Below are 18,779 nucleotides of genomic sequence, written 5' to 3' on the forward strand. Positions count from 1 at the left end.
TATTTGCGTTATAAGCCCCCGGTCTGTGACCGGATTCAAAAAACCGGCGAGAGGCCTGCTGCTCAGGCGTAGGGCGGCGCTTAATTATTTTCCCGGTCCATCCGTTCCTCTCTGTACATCCTCGGGCGCTCGACAGTCGCAACGTGCAGCCGCACCCCGGCATGCGCCGCTGTCGAGCCCTGACTTCACGTACAGACTCTGGCAGGAACCCTCCCATGACGGACGCCTTCGAACTCCCGGCTACGCTGGTCCAGGCACTGGTGCAACGTGCTGCGCACTCCCCGGATCGGGTGGCCTTGCGCTTTCTGGCCGATGATCCGCTTGACGAGGCCGTGCTGACCTACCAGGACCTGGATACCCGTGCTCGCGCCATCGCTGCAGCGTTGCAGGCGCGCACGCAAGTCGGTGACCGCGCCATCCTGTTGTTTCAGAGCGGCCCGGATTATGTGGCAGCGTTTTTTGCCTGTTTGTACGCCGGCGTCATTGCCGTGCCGGCCTATCCGCCGGAGTCGTCGCGTCGCCACCATCAGCAGCGCTTGCTGTCGATCATCGACGACGCCGAACCACGGTTGTTGCTGACCACCGGTGCCCTGCGTGCCAGCTTGCAGGCGCTGGAGGTGCTGGCCGAAGACGGGGCACCCGCGTTGCTGGCGGTCGATGAGCTGGAGGCATCATTGGCCGCAACCTGGCAGATGCCGACGTTGCAGGCAGACGACATCGCATTCCTGCAGTACACCTCAGGCTCCACGGCCTTGCCCAAAGGCGTGCAGGTCAGCCACGACAATCTGGTGGCCAACGAGGTGTTGATCCGCCATGGCTTCGGTATCGACCTGAACCCGGACGACGTGATCGTCAGCTGGTTGCCGCTGTACCACGACATGGGCCTGATCGGCGGCTTGCTGCAACCGATCTTCAGCGGCGTACCGTGCGTGTTGATGGCGCCGGCCTATTTCCTCGCCCGTCCGCAGCGCTGGCTGCAGGCGATCAGCGATCACGGCGGGACCATCAGCGGCGGTCCGGACTTTGCCTACCGGCTGTGCAGCGAGCGGGTCAGCAGCGCAGCGCTGGCCACCCTCGACCTGAGCCGCTGGCGCGTGGCCTACTCCGGCTCCGAGCCCATCCGCCAGGACAGCCTGCGCGCCTTTGCCGAAAAATTTTCCGGCTGCGGGTTCAGTGCCGAGAGTTTTTTCGCCAGTTACGGTCTGGCCGAAGCGACCCTGTTTGTCAGCGGCAGCAGCCGTGGCCAGGGCATTGGCGCCCTGACCCTGGATGCCGCTGCGCTGGCGCGCAACAGCGCCGAGCCCGGTGAAGATTCGGTGCAAATGAGTTGTGGCCGCAGCCAGCCAGGGCACGCCGTGCAGATCGTCGAGCCGCAGCAACTGACGGTGCTGGCCGACAATCAGGTCGGTGAAATATGGGCCTGTGGTCCGAGCATTGCCAAGGGCTACTGGCGCAATCCTCAAGCCAGTGCGCAGACCTTTGTCGAGCTTGGCGGGCAGACCTGGCTGCGCACCGGTGATCTGGGTTTTCTGCGTGACGGAGAGTTGTTCGTCACTGGCCGCCTCAAGGACCTGCTGATTGTGCGTGGCCACAACCTGTACCCGCAGGATCTGGAAAAGACCCTGGAGCGCGAAGTCGATGCCTTGCGCAAGGGCCGGGTGGCGGTCTTCGCTGTTGACGATCACGGCGAAGAGGGCATTGGCGTCGCCGTGGAAATCAGCCGCGCGGTGCAGAAAAACATCCCGGCGCCACAGCTGATCAAGACCGTGCGCCAGGTGATCGCCGAGGCCTGTCAGCAAGCGCCTGCGGTGGTGCTGTTGCTCAATCCCGGCGGGTTGCCGAAGACTTCCAGTGGCAAACTGCAGCGCTCCGCCTGTCGCTCGCGCATGCGTGACGGCACGCTGGATTGTTACGCGCGCTTCCCGGATGAGCAGGTTACCCACGGTGTGGAGCCAGCGCTTCAAGACGAGGTATTACACCCCCAGATTACGCGCCTGTGGTGTGAGCTATTGGAGCTTGAGCAGGTTGCTGACGACGACCATTTTTTCCTGCTGGGGGGCAACTCCATTGCCGCTACCCAGCTCGCTGCGCGCCTGAGCGATGCGCTGAACCTGCACGTGAGTATGCAGGTGCTGTTCGAGGCGCCCCTGCTGGCTGACTTCTGTGCTGCCGTGGCCGCATTGCAGCAACAGGGCGGTGCCAGCCGCAGTGCAATCGTGCGCCTGAGCCGTACCCAGGCCATGCCGCAGTCGTTGGCGCAGAATCGTTTGTGGTTGCTCTGGCAACTGGAGCCGTACAGTGCTGCGTACAACATTCCCGGCGCGCTGCGCCTGCGCGGTGAACTGGACAAGGACGCTCTGCATTCCAGCTTCCAGGCCCTGATCGAGCGCCATGAATCACTGCGCACTGTGTTTACCGAGGTCGAAAGCCAGGCGTTGCAGCAGGTGTTGCCTTCATTGCTGCTCGATGTCCAGCACCTTGACCTGAGCGCAGCTGATGCTGAAGAGGTACAGGCGCAGCGTGAAGCCGAAGCCCGGCAACCCTTCGATTTGCGCAGCGGCCCGTTGCTGCGGGTGACGCTGGTACGGCTTGCCGATGAAGAGCACCAGCTCTGGGTGACGGTGCATCACATCATCGCCGACGGCTGGTCGATGAACATTCTGATCGATGAGTTTTCACGCCTCTACGCCGGCCATTGCCAAGGGCTGCAGGTCGATCTGCCGGCCCTGGCACTGGACTACTGCGACTATGGCGATTGGCAGCGGCAGTGGCTGGCCGAGGGCGAAGCGGCGCGACAACTGGCTTACTGGAAAGCCCGTCTGGAGGATGAGCAGCCTGTCCTCGACCTGGCCACTGACCACCCGCGCTCCAGCCTGCGCCGCAAGTCGGCCGCGCGCTTCAATCTGCGCGTGCCGGCTGCATTGGGCGATGCCCTGCGCCGCACCGCCCACCAGCACGACAGCACCTTGTTCATGCTGTTGCTGGCCGGTTTCCAGAGCCTGTTGCATCGCTACACGGGGCAAAGCGATATCCGTGTCGGCGTGCCCGCTGCCAACCGCCCGCGCCTGGAGGCGCAGGGTGTGGTGGGCTTTTTCATCAACACCCAAGTGCTGCGCGCCCAGCTGCATGCGCGCCTGCCGTTTGCCGATTTGCTGGTACAGGTAAGGCAGGCCACTCTGGAGGCTCAGGCGAATCAGGACCTGCCGTTCGAGCAGTTGCTTGCCGCGTTGCCGCAGGCGCGTGAGCACGGCTTGTTCCAGGTCATGTTCAACCATCAGCAACGCGATCTGAGTGCCTTGCGCCGCCTGCCCGGGCTGCTTGCCGAAGAGTTGCCGTGGCACAGCCGCGAGGCCAAGTTCGACCTGCAGCTGCACAGTGAAGAGGATCATCAAGGGCGCCTTAGCCTGTCGTTCGACTACGCCAGCGAGCTGTTCGACGCCAGCAGTATCGAGCGCATGGCGGCGCAGTTGCTCAGTGTGCTGGAGCAGGTCTGTGCCGCACCGGCACTGGCCCTGGGTGACCTGCAATTGCTGGACGCCAAGAGCCACGAGCAACTGCTGCAGTGGGGGCAGGCGCCAGCCGCCGAGGCGCAACGCTGGGTGGTCGAACAGCTCAACGAACAGGCGCGGACAACCCCGCTGCGCACGGCGCTGGTATGGGACGGTGGCAGCTTCGATTATGCCACCCTGCACCAACACGCCAACCGCCTGGCCCATTACCTGCGCGACAAGGGGGTGGGGCCGGATGTGTGTGTGGCGATTGCTGCAGAGCGTTCGCCGCAGTTGTTGATCGGTGTGTTGGCAATTCTCAAGGCCGGGGGTGCCTACGTACCGCTGGATGTCGATTACCCGGCCGAGCGCCTGGCCTACATGCTGTCGGACTGTGGTGCGAGCCTGCTGCTCAGTCACAGCGATGTCGTGGAGCGCCTGCCACAGGTAAACGGCGTCAGCGTCATTGCCATGGACCGGCTCAAACTCGAGCGCTGGCCGTGCCAGCCGCCGGGCCTGCACCTGCACGGCGACAATCTGGCCTACGTGATTTACACCTCCGGTTCCACCGGGCAACCGAAAGGTGTGGGCAACACGCATGCCGCACTGGCCGAGCGCCTGCAGTGGATGCAGTCACGTTATGCCCTGGATGAGCACGATGTGCTGATGCAAAAGGCGCCGATCAGTTTCGATGTGTCGGTGTGGGAGTGCTTCTGGCCGTTGGTTACGGGCAGTCGCCTGGTACTTGCCGGCCCGGGTGAGCACCGTGACCCGCAACGTATCGCCGCCCTGGTCCGTGAACACGGGGTGACCACCTTGCACTTTGTACCGGCGTTGTTGCAGGTGTTCATTCAGGAGCCGCTGGCGGCGGGTTGCAGCAGCCTGCGTCGTTTGTTCTCCGGTGGCGAGGCGTTGTCTGCGGCGTTGCGGGACCGGGTGCTGCAGGTGTTGCCGCAGGTGGCGCTGCACAACCGTTACGGTCCGACTGAAACGGCGATCAACGTCACCCATTGGCAGTGCAGTGAGGCGGACGGCTCGCGCTCGCCGATCGGTAGGCCGCTGGCCAACGTGGTGTGCCAGGTACTGGATGACGAGCTGAACTTTTGTGCGCCGGGTGTTCCCGGTGAACTGTACCTGGGCGGGGCGGGCCTCGCGCGGGGTTACCTGGGGCGCCCGGGGCTGACTGCCGAGCGTTTCGTACCGCACCCGCAAGGGGTTGGCCAGCGCTTTTATCGCAGCGGCGACCGCGCGCGCTGGGCCGCCTCGATCCAGGCGCTGGAGTTTCTCGGGCGTGTTGACCAGCAAGTGAAAGTACGCGGTTTTCGTGTCGAGCCTGAAGAGGTCGAGGCTTGCCTGTTGGCTCAAGCGGGAGTCCGGCAGGCGGTGGTGTTGATTCGTCAGACGCCCACCGGGGCGCAGTTGGTGGGGTATTACAGTGGCGTTGAAAACAACACCGGCTTGCTCGCTGTGTTGACCGAACAGCTCCCGCCCTACATGGTACCCGCTCTGTTGATGCAGGTTGCGCAGATGCCGCTGGGCCCGAGCGGCAAGGTCGACCGCAAGGCGCTGCCCGAGCCGGTGTGGACCAGCGCTGAACATGTCGAACCGCAAACCGCGCTGCAGCGGAAGATCGCGGCGATCTGGCGCGAAGTCCTGGGGTTGCAACGGGTGGGCTTGCAGGACGACTTTTTCGCGCTGGGTGGGCACTCGCTGCTGGCCACCCAGATCATTGCCCGCACGCGGCAAGCCTGCGATGTCGAGCTGGCGCTGCGGGTGATATTCGACGCCAGCGACCTGGGCAGCTTTACCGCTGAAATCGAACGTATCCAACTCAGCGGTGCGCAAAACCTGCAAGGCACGATTGCCCGCGTTGACCGGCGCCAGGCCGTACCGTTGTCGTACTCGCAGCAGCGCATGTGGTTCCTCTGGCACATGGAGCCGGACAGCCCCGCCTACAACGTTGGCGGCATGGCGCGCTTGAGTGGGGTGCTGGATATCAGCCGTTTCGAACAGGCCCTGCAGGCGCTGATCGTACGCCATGAAACCTTGCGCACCACCTTCCCCAGTATCGACGGTGTGCCGTACCAGTGCGTACACAGCGACAGCACCGTGCATATGCGCTGGCTGGATTTTTCTGCCGACGATGCGGCTCAATGCGAGCAGCGTCTGCAAGCGCTCGCCGATGAACAGGCTCATGAACCGTTCGACCTTGAGCGCGGTCCGTTGCTGCGTGCGTGCCTGGTCAAGGCCGGCGAGCAGGAGCACTACTTTGTCCTGACCCTGCACCATATCGTCACCGAAGGCTGGGCCATGGACATCTTCGCTCGCGAGCTGGGCGAACTCTACGAAGCCTTTATCGATGAGCGCGAGTCGCCGCTGCCGGCGTTGCCGGTGCAATACCTCGACTACAGCGTGTGGCAGCGTCAGTGGCTGGAAGGCGGCGAAGGCCAGCGTCAACTGGACTACTGGAAAGCCCGGCTGGGGGGCGAGCACCCGGTGCTCGAACTGCCCACCGATCGCCCGCGGCCTGCACTGCAAAGCCACCGTGGCGAGCTCTACCGGTTCGACCTCAACCCGGCGCTGGCGGCGCAGGTGCGCGCCTTCAATGCCCGGCACGGCCTGACCCTGTTCATGACCATGACCGCAACCCTGGCCGTGCTGCTCTATCGCTACAGCGGCCAGCACGACCTGCGCATCGGTGCGCCGGTTGCCAACCGCATCCGTCCGGAAAGCGAAGGGCTGATCGGTGCCTTCCTCAACACCCAGGTGCTGCGTTGTCAGCTCGATGGGCAGATGCGCGTCGGTGAACTGATCGACCAGGTGCGCCAGCGCGTGATCGAAGGCCAGTCCCACCAGGACCTGCCGTTCGATCAACTGGTCGAAGCCCTGCAGCCGCCGCGCAGCACGGCCTACAACCCGTTGTTCCAGGTGATGTGCAACGTACAGCGCTGGGAGTTCCAGCAGCGTCGGCAACTGGCGGGCATGCAGGTGGACTACCTGGTCAACGATGCCCGGGCGACCAAGTTCGACCTCAACCTGGAAGTCACCGACCTGGACCGGCGCCTGGGTTGCTGCCTGACCTACAGCTGCGACCTGTTCGACGAGCCGCGCATCGCGCAAATGGCCGCGCACTGGCAGAACCTGCTGGCGGCCATGATCGACAACCCCGAGCAGCGGCTGTGTGAGCTGCCGATGCTGACCGGCGACGAACAGCAGCAACTGCGCAACAGCCTTGAAGGTGATGGTCAGGCGGACCTGAGCCAGACCATCGAAGGGTTGTTCAGCGCCCAGGCGGCGCGACAGCCGCAGGCACTGGCCTTGACCTTCGACGGCGAGCACCTGAGCTATGCCGAGCTGGAGGCCCGTGCCAACCAGTTGGCACGGGTGCTACGCCAGCGTGGTGTCGGCCCGCAGGTGCGCGTGGGCCTGGCGCTGCAGCGCTCGCTGGACATGGTGGTTGCCCTGCTGGCGATTCTCAAGGCAGGTGGTGCTTATGTGCCACTGGATCCGGAGTACCCGCTGGAGCGCTTGCACTACATGATCGAAGACAGCGGCATCAGCCTGTTGCTCGCCCAGCACAGCCTGTTCGAGGCGCTTGGTGAACTTCCAGCCCAGGTTGCCCGCTGGTGCCTGGAAAGCGATGGCCCAGCATTGGCCGAGGTCAGCCGCGAGGCGCTGCCAGTGTTGAGCGAGGCAGGCCACCAGGCCTATGTGATCTACACCTCGGGCTCCACCGGAAAGCCCAAGGGTGTGGTGGTCAGCCGCGGTGAAATCGCCATGCACTGCCAGGCCGTCATCGAACGGTTCGGCATGCGCAGCGATGACTGCGAGCTGCACTTCTATTCGATTAATTTCGACGCCGCGACCGAGCGTCTGCTGACGCCGCTGTTGTGCGGTGCGCGGGTGGTGTTGCGGGCCCAGGGTCAGTGGGATGCCGAGGCGATCTGCACGCTGATTCGCGAACAGAACGTGTCGATCCTTGGCTTTACCCCAAGCTACGGCAGCCAGTTGGCCCAATGGCTGGCGAGCCGCAACGAAAGCTTGCCGGTGCGCCTGTGCATTACCGGTGGCGAAGCGCTGACCGGCGAGCACCTGCAGCGCATTCGCCAGGCGTTTGCGCCCCGGCAGTTTTTCAATGCCTACGGGCCGACCGAAACCGTGGTCATGCCGCTGGCGTGCCTGGCGCCCGAGCAGTGGGACGTTGGCACTGGCAGTGTACCGATTGGCAGGGTGGTCGGCGCGCGCGTGGCGTACATCCTCGATGCCGATCTGGCGCTGTTGCCGCGCGGCGGCGTCGGTGAGTTGTACGTCGGTGGCGCGGGGCTGGCCCAGGGTTACCACGGGCGTCCGGGGCTCAGCGCCGAACGCTTTGTTGCCGACCCGTTCAGTGCTGAGGGCGGGCGCCTGTACCGCACCGGTGACCTGGTGCGTCAGCGTGCCGACGGGCTGGTCGAATACGTTGGCCGTATTGACCATCAGGTGAAGATTCGCGGTTTCCGGATCGAGCTCGGCGAGATCGAAGCCCGCCTGCTGGAGCATCCGGCGGTGCGCGAGGCGGTGGTGCTGGCCGTGGACATGCCCGGTGGCAAGCAGCTGGCGGCCTACCTGGTGTGCGCGCAAGCCCAGGCCGGTGCTGCCGAGCAAGCGGCGTTGCGCGATACGTTGAAAGCGCACTTGCGCCTGCACCTTCCGGACTACATGGTACCGACGCACCTGGTGCTGCTTGAGCTGATGCCCCTGACCGGCAACGGCAAGCTTGACCGTCATGCCTTGCCGGCACCCGATCCGGTGCAGGGGCATGAGCAGTATGAGGCACCGCGCTGCGCACTGGAGCAGCAGTTGGCTGACCTGTGGCGAGATGTGCTGAATGTGTCGCGGGTCGGCCTGCAGGACAACTTCTTTGAACTGGGTGGTGACTCGATCCTGTCGATCCAGCTGGTCAGCCGTGCCCGTCAGGCCGGGCTGCATTTCACCCCGCGTGACCTGTTCCAGCACCAGACCATCCAGACCTTGGCCAGCGTGGTTAGCCGCAGCGCCGACAGCCAGGTTGATCAAGGTCCGTTGCACGGTGCCGCTGCGCTGACACCGATCCAGCACTGGTTCTTCGACAGTGAAGTGCCGCAGCCGCAGCACTGGAACCAGGCGGTATTGCTGGCACCTGCGCAGCGTCTGAATGCAGCTACCCTGGAGCAGGCCCTGCAGCAACTGGTGGTGCACCACGATGCCTTGCGTTTGCGCTTCAGTACTCAGGCAGGCCAATGGCAGGGCGAGTATGTGCAGGGAGACGAGCGCGAACTGCTCTGGCAGGCATCGGTTGCCCGCTTTGCCGACTGCCAGCCCCTGTACAGCGATGTGCAGCGCAGCCTCGATCTGCGCAACGGCCCGTTGTTGCGGGCGCTGCTGGTTGACGACAGCGAAGGGCAACAACGCCTGCTGCTGGCGATCCACCACCTGGTGGTCGACGGTGTCTCCTGGCGGGTACTGCTTGAAGACCTGCAGGCGCTGTATCGAGGACAGGCGCTGGGCGCCAAAACCCGCGCCGCGAGTGATTGGGCCGCCCGCCTGCAGGCCTACGCCGGCAGTGACTCGCTGCGTGATGAACAGCACTGGTGGCAGCGTCAGTTGGCTGAGGCCCATCGCGAACTGCCGTGTGATCACCCGCAGGGCGCGAACCTGCACAAACAGGCGCACACCTTGAGCGTACGTCTGGATGCGCAACAGACCCGACAATTGCTCAAGGACGCCTCCGCGGCCTATCACACGCAAGTCAACGACCTGCTGCTGACCGCGCTGGCGCGGGTGCTGTGCCGCTGGAGCGGCGACAGCGCAGTGCTGGTGCAACTGGAAGGCCACGGCCGCGAAAACCTGTTCGACGAGATGGACCTGACCCGCAGTGTCGGCTGGTTCACCAGTGCCTATCCGCTATGCCTGCGCCCCTCGGCGGACCACGGTGAGGCCGGGCAGGGAGCATCGATCAAGGCCATCAAGGAACAGTTGCGTCAGGTGCCGCACAAAGGGCTGGGGTACGGGGTGCTGCGCTACCTTGCTGAGGCGCCGGTGCGTGAAGCCATGGCAGCGTTGCCGCAGGCGCGGATCACCTTCAACTACCTGGGCCAGTTCGACCAGCAGTTCCAGGACGATGCCCTGTTCCAGCCGGTGGATGAGCCCGCTGGCCTGGCCCATGACCTGGAGGCGCCACTGCCGAACTGGCTGAGTGTCGACGGGCAGGTGTATGGCGGTGAACTGCAGTTGCGCTGGACCTTCAGCCGTGAACGTTTTGACCTGCGTACCATTGAGCAACTGGCCCAGGCGTACCAGGCTGAACTGCTGGGCCTGCTCGAGCATTGCCTGCGCCCCGGCAGCGGCAGCTTCACGCCGTCGGACTTCCCGTTGGCGCAACTGAGCCAGGCGCAGATCGACACCTTGCCAGTGCCGGCGGCCGAGATCGAGGACGTTTACCCGCTAACGCCCATGCAGGAAGGGTTACTGCTGCATACCTTGCTCGAGCCTGGCACCGGCATCTACTACATGCAGGACCGTTACCGGATCAACAGCGCCCTGGACCCGCAGCGCTTCGCCCAGGCCTGGCAGTTGGTGATCGCGCGCCACGAGGCGCTGCGCGCATCGTTCAGCTGGAACGCAGGCGAAGCCATGCTGCAGATCATTCATAAGCCGGGTACTACGCCGCTCGATTTCCAGGACTGGTCCGACCTTGCTGAAGACGCGCAGGAAGCCCGTCTGCAGGCCTTGCATAAAGAGGAACGTGAAGCCGGTTTCGATCTGCTACAGCAGGCACCGTTTCACCTGCGCCTGATTCGCGTGGGGGCGGAGCGTTACTGGTTCATGATGAGCAACCATCACATCCTCATCGACGCCTGGTGCCGGTCGTTGCTGATGAATGATTTCTTCGAGCTGTACATGGCCCTGGGCGACGGCCGAGAGGCGCGGCTGCCGGTGCCGCCGCGCTACCGCGACTACATCGGCTGGTTGCAGCACCAGGACCTGGACGCCGCGCGTCAGTGGTGGCGCGATAACCTGCAGGGCTTTGAGCGCAGTACACCGGTGCCGAGTGACCGGCCGTTGCTGCGAGATCATGCTGCACAGAACGCCGGGATGATCGTCGGCGACTGCTACACCCGACTTGCGGTGAGTGAAGGTGCCCGCTTGCGTGAACTGGCCCAGGCCCACCAGTTGACCGTCAACACCTTCGCCCAGGCGGCCTGGGCCCTGGTGTTGAGCCGCTATAGCGGCGAGCGCGATGTGCTGTTCGGCGTGACCGTGGCCGGCCGTCCGGTGAGCATGCCGCAGATGCAGCGTACGGTCGGGCTGTTCATCAACAGCATCGCCTTGCGGGTGAAACTGCCGGCAGCCGGGGAGCGCTGCAGTGTCCGCCAGTGGCTCAAAGGCCTGTTCGAACGCAACATGGAGTTGCGTGAGTACGAGTACCTGCCACTGGTGGGCATTCAGGCGTGCAGCGAACTGCCCAAGGGACAGCCGCTGTTCGACAGCCTGTTCGTGTTCGAGAACGCCCCGGTGGACGTGTCGGTGCTGGACCGCGCGCAAACCCTGAACGCCAGCTCCGACTCGGGGCGTACCCACACCAACTTCCCGCTGACGGCGGTCTGCTACCCGGGCGATGACCTCGGGCTGCACCTGTCATTCGACCAGCGCTATTTCGACGCGCCTACCGTCGAGCGACTGCTGGCCGAATTCAAACGTCTGTTACTGGCGCTGGCCGATGGCTTTCAGGGCGACATGAGCGAGCTGCCCTTGCTGGGTGAGCAGGAGCGCCGCTTCCTGCTGGAGGACTGCAACCTTAGTGAACGCGATTACCCGCTGGAGCAGAGTTATCTGCAGTTGTTCGAAGCGCGCGTCGCTGCCCACCCGCAACGCATTGTCGCGCGCTGTCTCGAACAGTCGCTCAGCTATACAGCACTGAATCAACAGGCCAACCGCCTGGGCCATGCGTTGATCGCTGCGGGTGTGGCGGTGGACCAACCGGTGGCCCTGCTGGCCGAACGCGAGCTGTCGTTACTCGGCATGATCGTCGGCAGTTTCAAGGCCGGAGCGGGTTACCTGCCGCTTGATCCGGGCCTCCCGACTGCGCGCCTGCAGCGTATTGTCGAGCTCAGTCGTACGCCGGTGCTGGTGTGCAGCCAGGCATGCGCCGAGCAGGCGCGCGCACTGCTCGATGAGCTGGCCTGTGCAGGTAGGCCCAAGCTGCTGGTCTGGGAGCAGGTTCAGCAGGCCGGGCTGGCAGATTGCAACCCGGAGATCTACAGTGCCCCCGACAACCTTGCCTACGTGATCTATACCTCCGGCTCTACCGGCCTGCCGAAGGGGGTAATGGTCGAGCAGCGCGGCATGCTCAACAACCAGTTGAGCAAGGTGCCGTACCTGCAGCTCGATGAGCACGACGTTATTGCCCAGACCGCTTCGCAGAGCTTCGATATTTCGGTGTGGCAGTTCCTCGCCGCGCCGCTGTTCGGGGCGCAGGTGGCCATCGTGCCCAACGCCATCGCCCACGACCCGCAGGGCCTGCTGGAGCACGTTCAAGCCTGCGGCATCACCGTGCTGGAAAGCGTGCCGTCGCTGATCCAGGGCATGCTTGCCAACGAACACCAGCAACTGGACGGTCTGCGCTGGATGCTGCCTACCGGTGAGGCGATGCCGCCTGAACTGGCGTCGCAGTGGTTGCAGCGTTATCCACAGGTCGGCCTGGTGAATGCCTATGGCCCGGCGGAGTGTTCCGACGACGTGGCGTTCTTCCGCGTCGATTCTGCCTCGACCCGTGGCAGCTACCTGCCGATCGGCACGCCGACCGACAATAACCGCCTGTACTTGCTGGGCGACGACCTGACGCTGGTTCCGCTCGGCGCCATTGGCGAGCTGTGCGTGGCCGGCACTGGCGTCGGGCGCGGCTATGTCGGCGATCCGCTGCGCACGGCACAGGCGTTCATTGCCCATCCTTTCGGTGCGCCGGGTGAGCGCCTGTACCGCACGGGGGATCTGGCACGGCGACGTGCCGATGGTGTGCTCGAATATGTGGGCCGTATCGATCATCAGGTGAAGATCCGTGGCTACCGCATCGAGTTGGGCGAAATCGAATCGCGCCTGCATGAGCAGGGTGAGGTGCGCGATGCTGCCGTCGGCGTTCAGGAGGGCGCCAATGGCAAGCACCTGGTGGGCTACCTGGTGGCCCGCGATACTGCGGCAGACACCGCGCCATTGCTCGAGCTGATCAAGCAACGCCTGCGTGCGCAACTGCCGGAGTACATGGTGCCGTTGCACTGGGCCTGGCTCCAGCAGCTGCCACTCAATGCCAATGGCAAGCTCGACCGCAAGGCCCTGCCGCGCATCGACTTCGCCGCTGCGCAGCGCCAGGACTACCTCGCACCGCGCAGCGAACTGGAGCAGACCCTGGCCGCTATCTGGGCCGAGGTGCTCAAGGTTGGACAGGTGGGGGTGCACGACAACTTCTTCGAGTTGGGCGGGCACTCGTTGCTGGCCACCCAGATTGCCTCGCGGGTGCAGAAGGCGCTGCAACTGAACGTGCCGTTGCGGGCCATGTTCGAGTGCAGCACCGTCGAGGCGCTGGCGAGCTATGTGGAGGGCCTCAAGGCCAGTGAGCTGAGCGATGACAAGGTCGACCGGCTCAGTGACCTGATGGCCGAGCTCGAAGCGTTGTAGCGGTCAGGCGGGTGCCGTGCTGCTGCCAGCAGCACGGTGTCCTGGATCAGGCGCGGTGTAACTGCTTCAGCGTTTGCCGAGGATTTTCCCGAGCATTTCCGGTTGCGGAGCGCCTTGTTGCGATTGCAGTTGCTGATCGTCGTCCAGGTAGAAAATCGCCGGTGTCGCCTGCAGCCCCAGCTCTTCGAGCAAGGCCTGGTTGGCGTCGAGCTTGGCCTGAACATTGGCGGGAATGTTGTCCAGCGCTTTCAGCTTGCTGGCCTTGCCGGCTTGCTCGTGGGTTTGCAGGGCCTTGACCGGATCGCTGCTGCCCAGCAGGGCGGCCGATTTGCCCGGGCTGTCCTCACGGATGATGCCGACCATGATATGGCGCAATTGCACTTTGCCGGCCTCTACCCAGGGCCGGGCCTGTTGCCAGAACATGTTGCAGTAGGGGCAATTGGGGTCACTGAACAGGTAGACGATGCGCGGTGCATCGGCCTTGCCGTCAGCGATCCAGTTGCTCTTTTCCATCTTCGCCCAGACCTCTTTGGCCATCGGCGCGTAAACCAGCTTTTGCAGCGGGGCTTCGCTGAGGTCCTGGCCCTGTTCATCGAACAGGCTGCCGACCAGTACATGTTTGCCGTCCGGGGTCAGGTACAGGGCCATGCCGCGGCTCTGGTATTCGGCGGCGTAACCGCGCAGGCCATCGGGGGCATCGAAACTGCCTTTGATTTTCACGCCCTTGGCTTCAATTTGCTGCACCGCCTTGGGCAGCGTTTCGGCCATGGCGGCCTGGCTGGCGAGCAGGCCGAGGGTGAGGGTCAGGGGCAGTTTTAACAAAGCGTGCATGCGTCGTTCCTTGATGAGTCGGTGACAGCGGGCGCGGGTGTGCGCTCGAACGATTCCAGCGCGTGGCTGAGGCTTGCCCGTGAAAGCTCGCCCAGGTGGCTGGTGACCAGGCGGCCTTCAGCGTTGTAGAACAGGGTAGTAGGGAGGGCCATGGAGCCCACTTGTTGCGCCAGTTGCCCACCGCTGTCGAACAGTACGTGGGACAGCTCCAGGCCGGTGGTGGCAAGGAAGGTGGTGACGGTTTGCGGGGCTTCACCCTGGTTGACGAACAGGAAGGTGATGCCCGGGTAGTCATGCTGGGCCTGTTGCAGCACCGGCATCTCGCGGCGGCAAGGCGGGCACCAGGTGGCCCAGAGGTTGATCACCAGTGGCCGCCCGCGGTAAGACGTGAGTTGCACCGGCTGGCCGTTGGCTTTTTGCAGGCTCATCTCCGGCAGTTGCGTGCCTTGGTCATACAGGTGGCTGGCGAGGCTGCCGAGCAGCCACAGCAGCGCGCCACTGAACAGGCCCCAGCCCAGCGGGCGCCGTAGGGTGGTGCGGCGCCAGCCCTGCCAGAGGGCACCGACGGCGACGACCACCAGGCCCGGCCAGAGCAAGAAGCCGCCGTCGCGCAGATCGACGATCTGCATCGGGTCTTCGCGGTACATGGGCCAGTAGCTCAGTACAAACCCCACGCGTGCCCCCAGCAGCCCCAGGAGAAACAAGGTAAACAACACCGACTCGGGGTTATCGCCACCGCGCTTGGCTACCCGCCAGCCGACCAGGGTGGCCACCGTCAGGGCACTGATTAACAGCAGGTGATCGACGGCCATCGTCAGCGGCCCGAGGTTTACGGTCAGCATCAGCCTTGACTCCGGGTCTGGGCCCACTGTTCGAGGAAGTTCTTCGCATCGATTTCACCGGTAATACGCCGAGCACGACGCTCGTTACCTTCCGGGCCTATCCAGATCAGGCTGGGTGGGCCCGGCACCTGATAGCGCTGTAGCAGCTCGCGGCTCGAGGGCGCATCGGCAGTGACATCCAGGCGGATCAAGCGTACGTCGTTCAGTGCAGCCAGCACATCGGCGCGGGCGAACACCTGCTTTTCCATGACCTTGCACGACACACACCAATCGGCATAGTAGTCGAGCATGACCCACTGCCCCTGGGATTTGGCGGTGTCCAGTTCGCGCTGCAGGTCGGCGGGTTGGCTGACCGTCACGAAGGCATCGCTGTGGGCAACCGTGGCCAGCGTACCGCTCGCGGCGCGCAAAGGCTGCAAGGGTTGCCAGGGATCGTCGCCGCCCGCTGCCGCACCGATCACCAGCAGGCTGCCCCAGAACCCGAACAGCAACGGTACGGCGCGTAGCGGCCGCAGTGCATGCAAGGCCGGCCAGGCTGCCCAGGCCAGGGCAATCAGCCACGCACCGGCCAGCCCCAGCCACAGCGACGGTGCCAGCACCGCTCGCAAGGTGTACAGGGCCATGGCCAGGAAGACGAAACCGAACAGGCCTTTAATCAGATTCATCCAGGCGCCGGGGCGTGGCAGGTAGCGATTGCCCAGGGTCACCAGCAACAACAGTGGGAGCCCCATGCCGATGCCCAGGCTGAACAGCACCAGGCCACCGTGCACTGCGTTACCGCTCTGGGCGATATACAGCAGGGCACCGGCCAGCGGCGCGGTCATGCAGGGGCCCATCAGCAAGCCCGACAAACCACCCAGTAAGGCTGCACCATAAAGATTGCCGCCGCGGGTACCGTGGCCGGCGCGCTCCAGGCGATCGCGCAGCCAGACAGGTAGTTGCAGCGCGAACACGCCAAACATCGGCAGCGCCAGCAGGATAAACAGGCCCGCCAAGGTACCGAGCAACCACGGCTGTTGCAGCCAGGCTTGCAGGCTGCCGCCGAGCAATGCGGCGATCACGCCAAGGGCGGCGTACACCAGCGCCATGCTCAGCACATAGACACTGGCCAGTGCCCAACCACGACGGCCGCTTACGCCGTTGCCCATGACCAGGCCGGCGAGAATCGGCAGCATGGGCAGCGAGCACGGGGTAAAAGCCAGTAGCACGCCAAGCCCGAGAAAGGCCAGCAGGCTCCAGGCCAGGTTCGACTGTTGCAGGCCTCCGGCCAAGGCCTGATCGCTGGCTTGTTCATCGACCGTCTGGGTGCTCAGGGCGACCAGGCTGGTTTGCGGTGGATAACACAAGCCGGCATCGGCGCAACCTTGCCAACCCATGCGCAACTGGCCAGTGGCGGCGGCAGGCACGATCAGGTTCAGCTCGCCGCGGTACACCAGGGTTTCACCGAAGTACTCGTCGTGGTGGGGCAGGGCTTGCGGCAGGGCAGGTTGCTGGTCGACGGGCAAGCCGTCGAACTTCAGGCGCTTCTGGTACAGGTAGTAACCGTCGGTGATTTTCCAGTGCAGGCGCATCTCGCCGCCTTCCAGCCGTTCGCTGCTGAAGACGAAGGCCTTGTCCACCGGCAGAAAGTCGCTCTGGGCAAAGGGGTTGGCCTGGGTCAGGCCGCTGAACAGGAGCATCAGGGCAATGAGTAATGTGCGCATCGTGAAGCCTTGGCAGTGCGATTAAGGGCCCGATCCTGGCCGAGCGCGATTAACCGAGTGTTAACCCGAATGCGTCGATTGTCGCCCCGACCGCGACGATCAGGCCCTGGCGCGGCATAATCCTGGCTTAATCCGTTTGCGCTTCACTGCCTCTTTTCGTAGCGAGACCCACCATGCACGTACTGCTCTGCGAGGATGACGACCTGATTGCCAGCGGCATCGCCGCGGGGCTGACGGCCCAGGGCATGACCGTGGACAGGGTCGCCACTGCGGCGGCTGCCCAGGCGATGCTCCAGGCCGCTACCTTCGACGTGATGGTGCTGGACCTGGGCCTGCCCGACGAGGACGGGCTCAAGCTGCTGCAACGCTTGCGCCAGCAGGGTGAGAACTTGCCGGTGCTGGTGTTGACGGCGCGCGATGCGGTCACCGACCGGGTCGACGGTTTGCAGGCCGGCGCCGACGATTACCTGCTCAAACCCTTCGATTTGCGCGAGCTGGCTGCGCGGTTGCATACCCTGCTGCGCCGCTCGGCCGGGCGCGCGGTCAACATCATCGAGCACGGTCCGCTCAGCTACGACCCCAGCAGTCGCGAAACCTGCCTGGGCGGCGTGCCGGTGGACCTGTCGCGACGCGAACAGGCGCTGTTGCAGGCACTGCTGCACAACCGTGGCCGGGTTCTTTCCAGCGAGCAGCTCAAGGACAGCGTCTACGGCTTCGGCGACGAGGTGGAAAGCAACGCCCTGAACGTGCACATCCATCACCTGCGCCGCAAACTGGGCAACGGCATTGTCGAAACGGTTCGCGGTCTGGGCTATCGCCTTGGTCCTGCGCAGTTGCCTGAGGGATCGCAGTCATGAGCCTGCGCGTACGCCTGACCCTGATCCTGGGCTCGGCCTTCGTGCTGATCTGGGCGCTGGCGGCGGCCTGGATGCTGCGCGACCTGCGTTATCAGATGATGTTTTCCCTCGATCAGCGCCTGGTCGCCTCGGCCCGCATGGTCGCCGGCCTGATCGATCAGTTGCCACAACCGCTGGTGGCCCGGGGCGAAGGCACGCAACTGAGCGCCGACCAGCTCAGCGTGCCGGATGGCATGGCCTGCCAGGTCAGCTCGTTACGCGGGGAGATCATTGCCCGTAACCATAACCAGGAGCACACCCTCGAAGACGACCGCAGCGGTTTTCGCGACCAGACCATTGAAGGTGCGCGTTGGCGCACCTTCACCTATTACCGCGGTGATGTGCGTATCACCACGGCCGACCGCCACCAGGAACGGGAAGCACTGAACCGCTCGATTCTGCTGGCCGCCTCGGCACCGGTGCTGGTGGCGCTGCTGGGCAGCCTGGGGCTGTTGTGGATTGGTATTGGCAAGGGCCTGGCACCACTCAACCGTATGCGCGATGCCTTGCGCCGGCGTAGCCCCGACGCGGTCGAACCGTTGCAGGTGCGCGCCTTGCCCAGCGAGTTGCAGCCGTTGCTGGATACCCAGAACCAACTGTTTTTGCGCATAGCGCAAACTATCGAACGCGAACGCCGGCTGACCGACGACGCCGCCCATGAACTGCGTACCCCGCTCACCGCGATCAAGACCCACCTGCAAGTGGCCCAAATGACCGACGGAGTTGCCCGCGAACAGGCCCTGGCGCACGCCGAGCAGGGCGCTGACCGCATGCACCGGACCCTTGAACAGCTGCTGTTGTTGGCGCGGGTCGAAGGCAGCCTGTCGTTCGAAGACGGTGTGCAATGCAGCGCCGAGCAGGTGGCACGCCAGGCCATTCAGGACACCGGGCTCGGCAACTCGCAACGTGTCGACCTGCAGGTGGCACCGGAGGCTGCTCAGGCGTACCTGGGCATGCCTTCGCCATTGGCGGTGACCGCCTTGCGCAATCTGCTGGACAACGCCTTGCGTCATAACCAGGGCACAGCACCGGTCGAGTTGCTGGTGAAGCTGGAAAAAGGCCGTGTGGCGTTCACTGTCCGCGACCACGGGCCGGGGATTGCCGAGGAGGACCTCGAACACCTCACCGAGCGATTCTGGCGTACGGGCCAGAGCGGTGGCTGCGGATTGGGGCTGGCTATTGTCCAGGCCATCGTCCAGCGCTGCGCCGGCACGCTGCGTTTCGACAGTCGCGCCGATGGGTTGCGCGTGCTGCTGCAGATTCCTGTGCGCAGTACCTCGACTCAGTTGGGGTAATTGTGGAAAAACCACGGCCTGGTCGTTGAATCGG

6 protein-coding genes are annotated in these 18,779 nt (G+C 64.4%); 3 read left to right on the forward strand and 3 right to left on the reverse strand.

Annotated features, from left to right (window positions below; translation table 11 throughout):
• Positions 1-215 precede the first annotated feature (215 nt).
• Positions 216-13,178, forward strand: coding sequence for a non-ribosomal peptide synthetase (locus DM813_RS16475; RefSeq protein ID WP_128324453.1), 12,963 nt, complete (start codon positions 216-218; stop codon positions 13,176-13,178).
• 66 nt (positions 13,179-13,244) lie between these two features.
• Here the strand turns inward: DM813_RS16475 and dsbG are convergent, their stop codons facing one another.
• From dsbG to dsbD, 3 genes are read right to left on the reverse strand one after another with little or no spacing between them, the layout of a single operon-like run.
• Positions 13,245-14,009, reverse strand: a complete 765-nt coding sequence (gene dsbG / locus DM813_RS16480; RefSeq protein WP_128324454.1) for a thiol:disulfide interchange protein DsbG — start codon at positions 14,007-14,009, stop codon at positions 13,245-13,247.
• On the reverse strand, positions 13,994-14,851 hold the full coding sequence (locus tag DM813_RS16485) for a TlpA family protein disulfide reductase (protein ID WP_128324455.1): 858 nt from the start codon (positions 14,849-14,851) through the stop codon (positions 13,994-13,996). Before DM813_RS16485 ends, dsbG begins: the two co-directional genes overlap by 16 nt.
• A complete protein-coding gene (gene dsbD, locus DM813_RS16490; protein ID WP_128324456.1) occupies positions 14,851-16,554 on the reverse strand; it encodes a protein-disulfide reductase DsbD in 1,704 nt (567 codons plus the stop codon). The genes DM813_RS16485 and dsbD overlap by 1 nt, the downstream gene beginning before the upstream one ends.
• A gap of 173 nt (positions 16,555-16,727) precedes the next feature.
• Between dsbD and DM813_RS16495 the strand changes: the two genes are divergently transcribed.
• Together DM813_RS16495 and DM813_RS16500 are read left to right on the forward strand one after the other, a co-directional pair.
• The gene (locus tag DM813_RS16495; protein WP_128324457.1) at positions 16,728-17,411 is read left to right on the forward strand and encodes a response regulator; all 684 of its coding nucleotides are present in this window, start codon (positions 16,728-16,730) and stop codon (positions 17,409-17,411) included.
• On the forward strand, positions 17,408-18,745 hold the full coding sequence (locus DM813_RS16500; RefSeq protein WP_128324458.1) for an ATP-binding protein: 1,338 nt from the start codon (positions 17,408-17,410) through the stop codon (positions 18,743-18,745). Before DM813_RS16495 ends, DM813_RS16500 begins: the two co-directional genes overlap by 4 nt.
• The last annotated feature ends 34 nt before the right edge of the window (positions 18,746-18,779 follow it).

This window comes from Pseudomonas alkylphenolica (assembly GCF_004025535.1).
Classification (GTDB): Bacteria; Pseudomonadota; Gammaproteobacteria; order Pseudomonadales; family Pseudomonadaceae; genus Aquipseudomonas; species Aquipseudomonas alkylphenolica_A.

What these genes read in the sequence shown, in the direction of transcription:
- DM813_RS16475 (WP_128324453.1), top strand. Translation starts at nt 216, where the DNA reads ATGACGGACGCCTTCGAACTCCCGGCTACGCTGGTCCAGGCACTGGTG.
- dsbG (WP_128324454.1), bottom strand. Translation starts at nt 14,009, where the DNA reads ATGCACGCTTTGTTAAAACTGCCCCTGACCCTCACCCTCGGCCTGCTC.
- DM813_RS16485 (WP_128324455.1), bottom strand. Translation starts at nt 14,851, where the DNA reads ATGCTGACCGTAAACCTCGGGCCGCTGACGATGGCCGTCGATCACCTG.
- dsbD (WP_128324456.1), bottom strand. Translation starts at nt 16,554, where the DNA reads ATGCGCACATTACTCATTGCCCTGATGCTCCTGTTCAGCGGCCTGACC.
- DM813_RS16495 (WP_128324457.1), top strand. Translation starts at nt 16,728, where the DNA reads ATGCACGTACTGCTCTGCGAGGATGACGACCTGATTGCCAGCGGCATC.
- DM813_RS16500 (WP_128324458.1), top strand. Translation starts at nt 17,408, where the DNA reads ATGAGCCTGCGCGTACGCCTGACCCTGATCCTGGGCTCGGCCTTCGTG.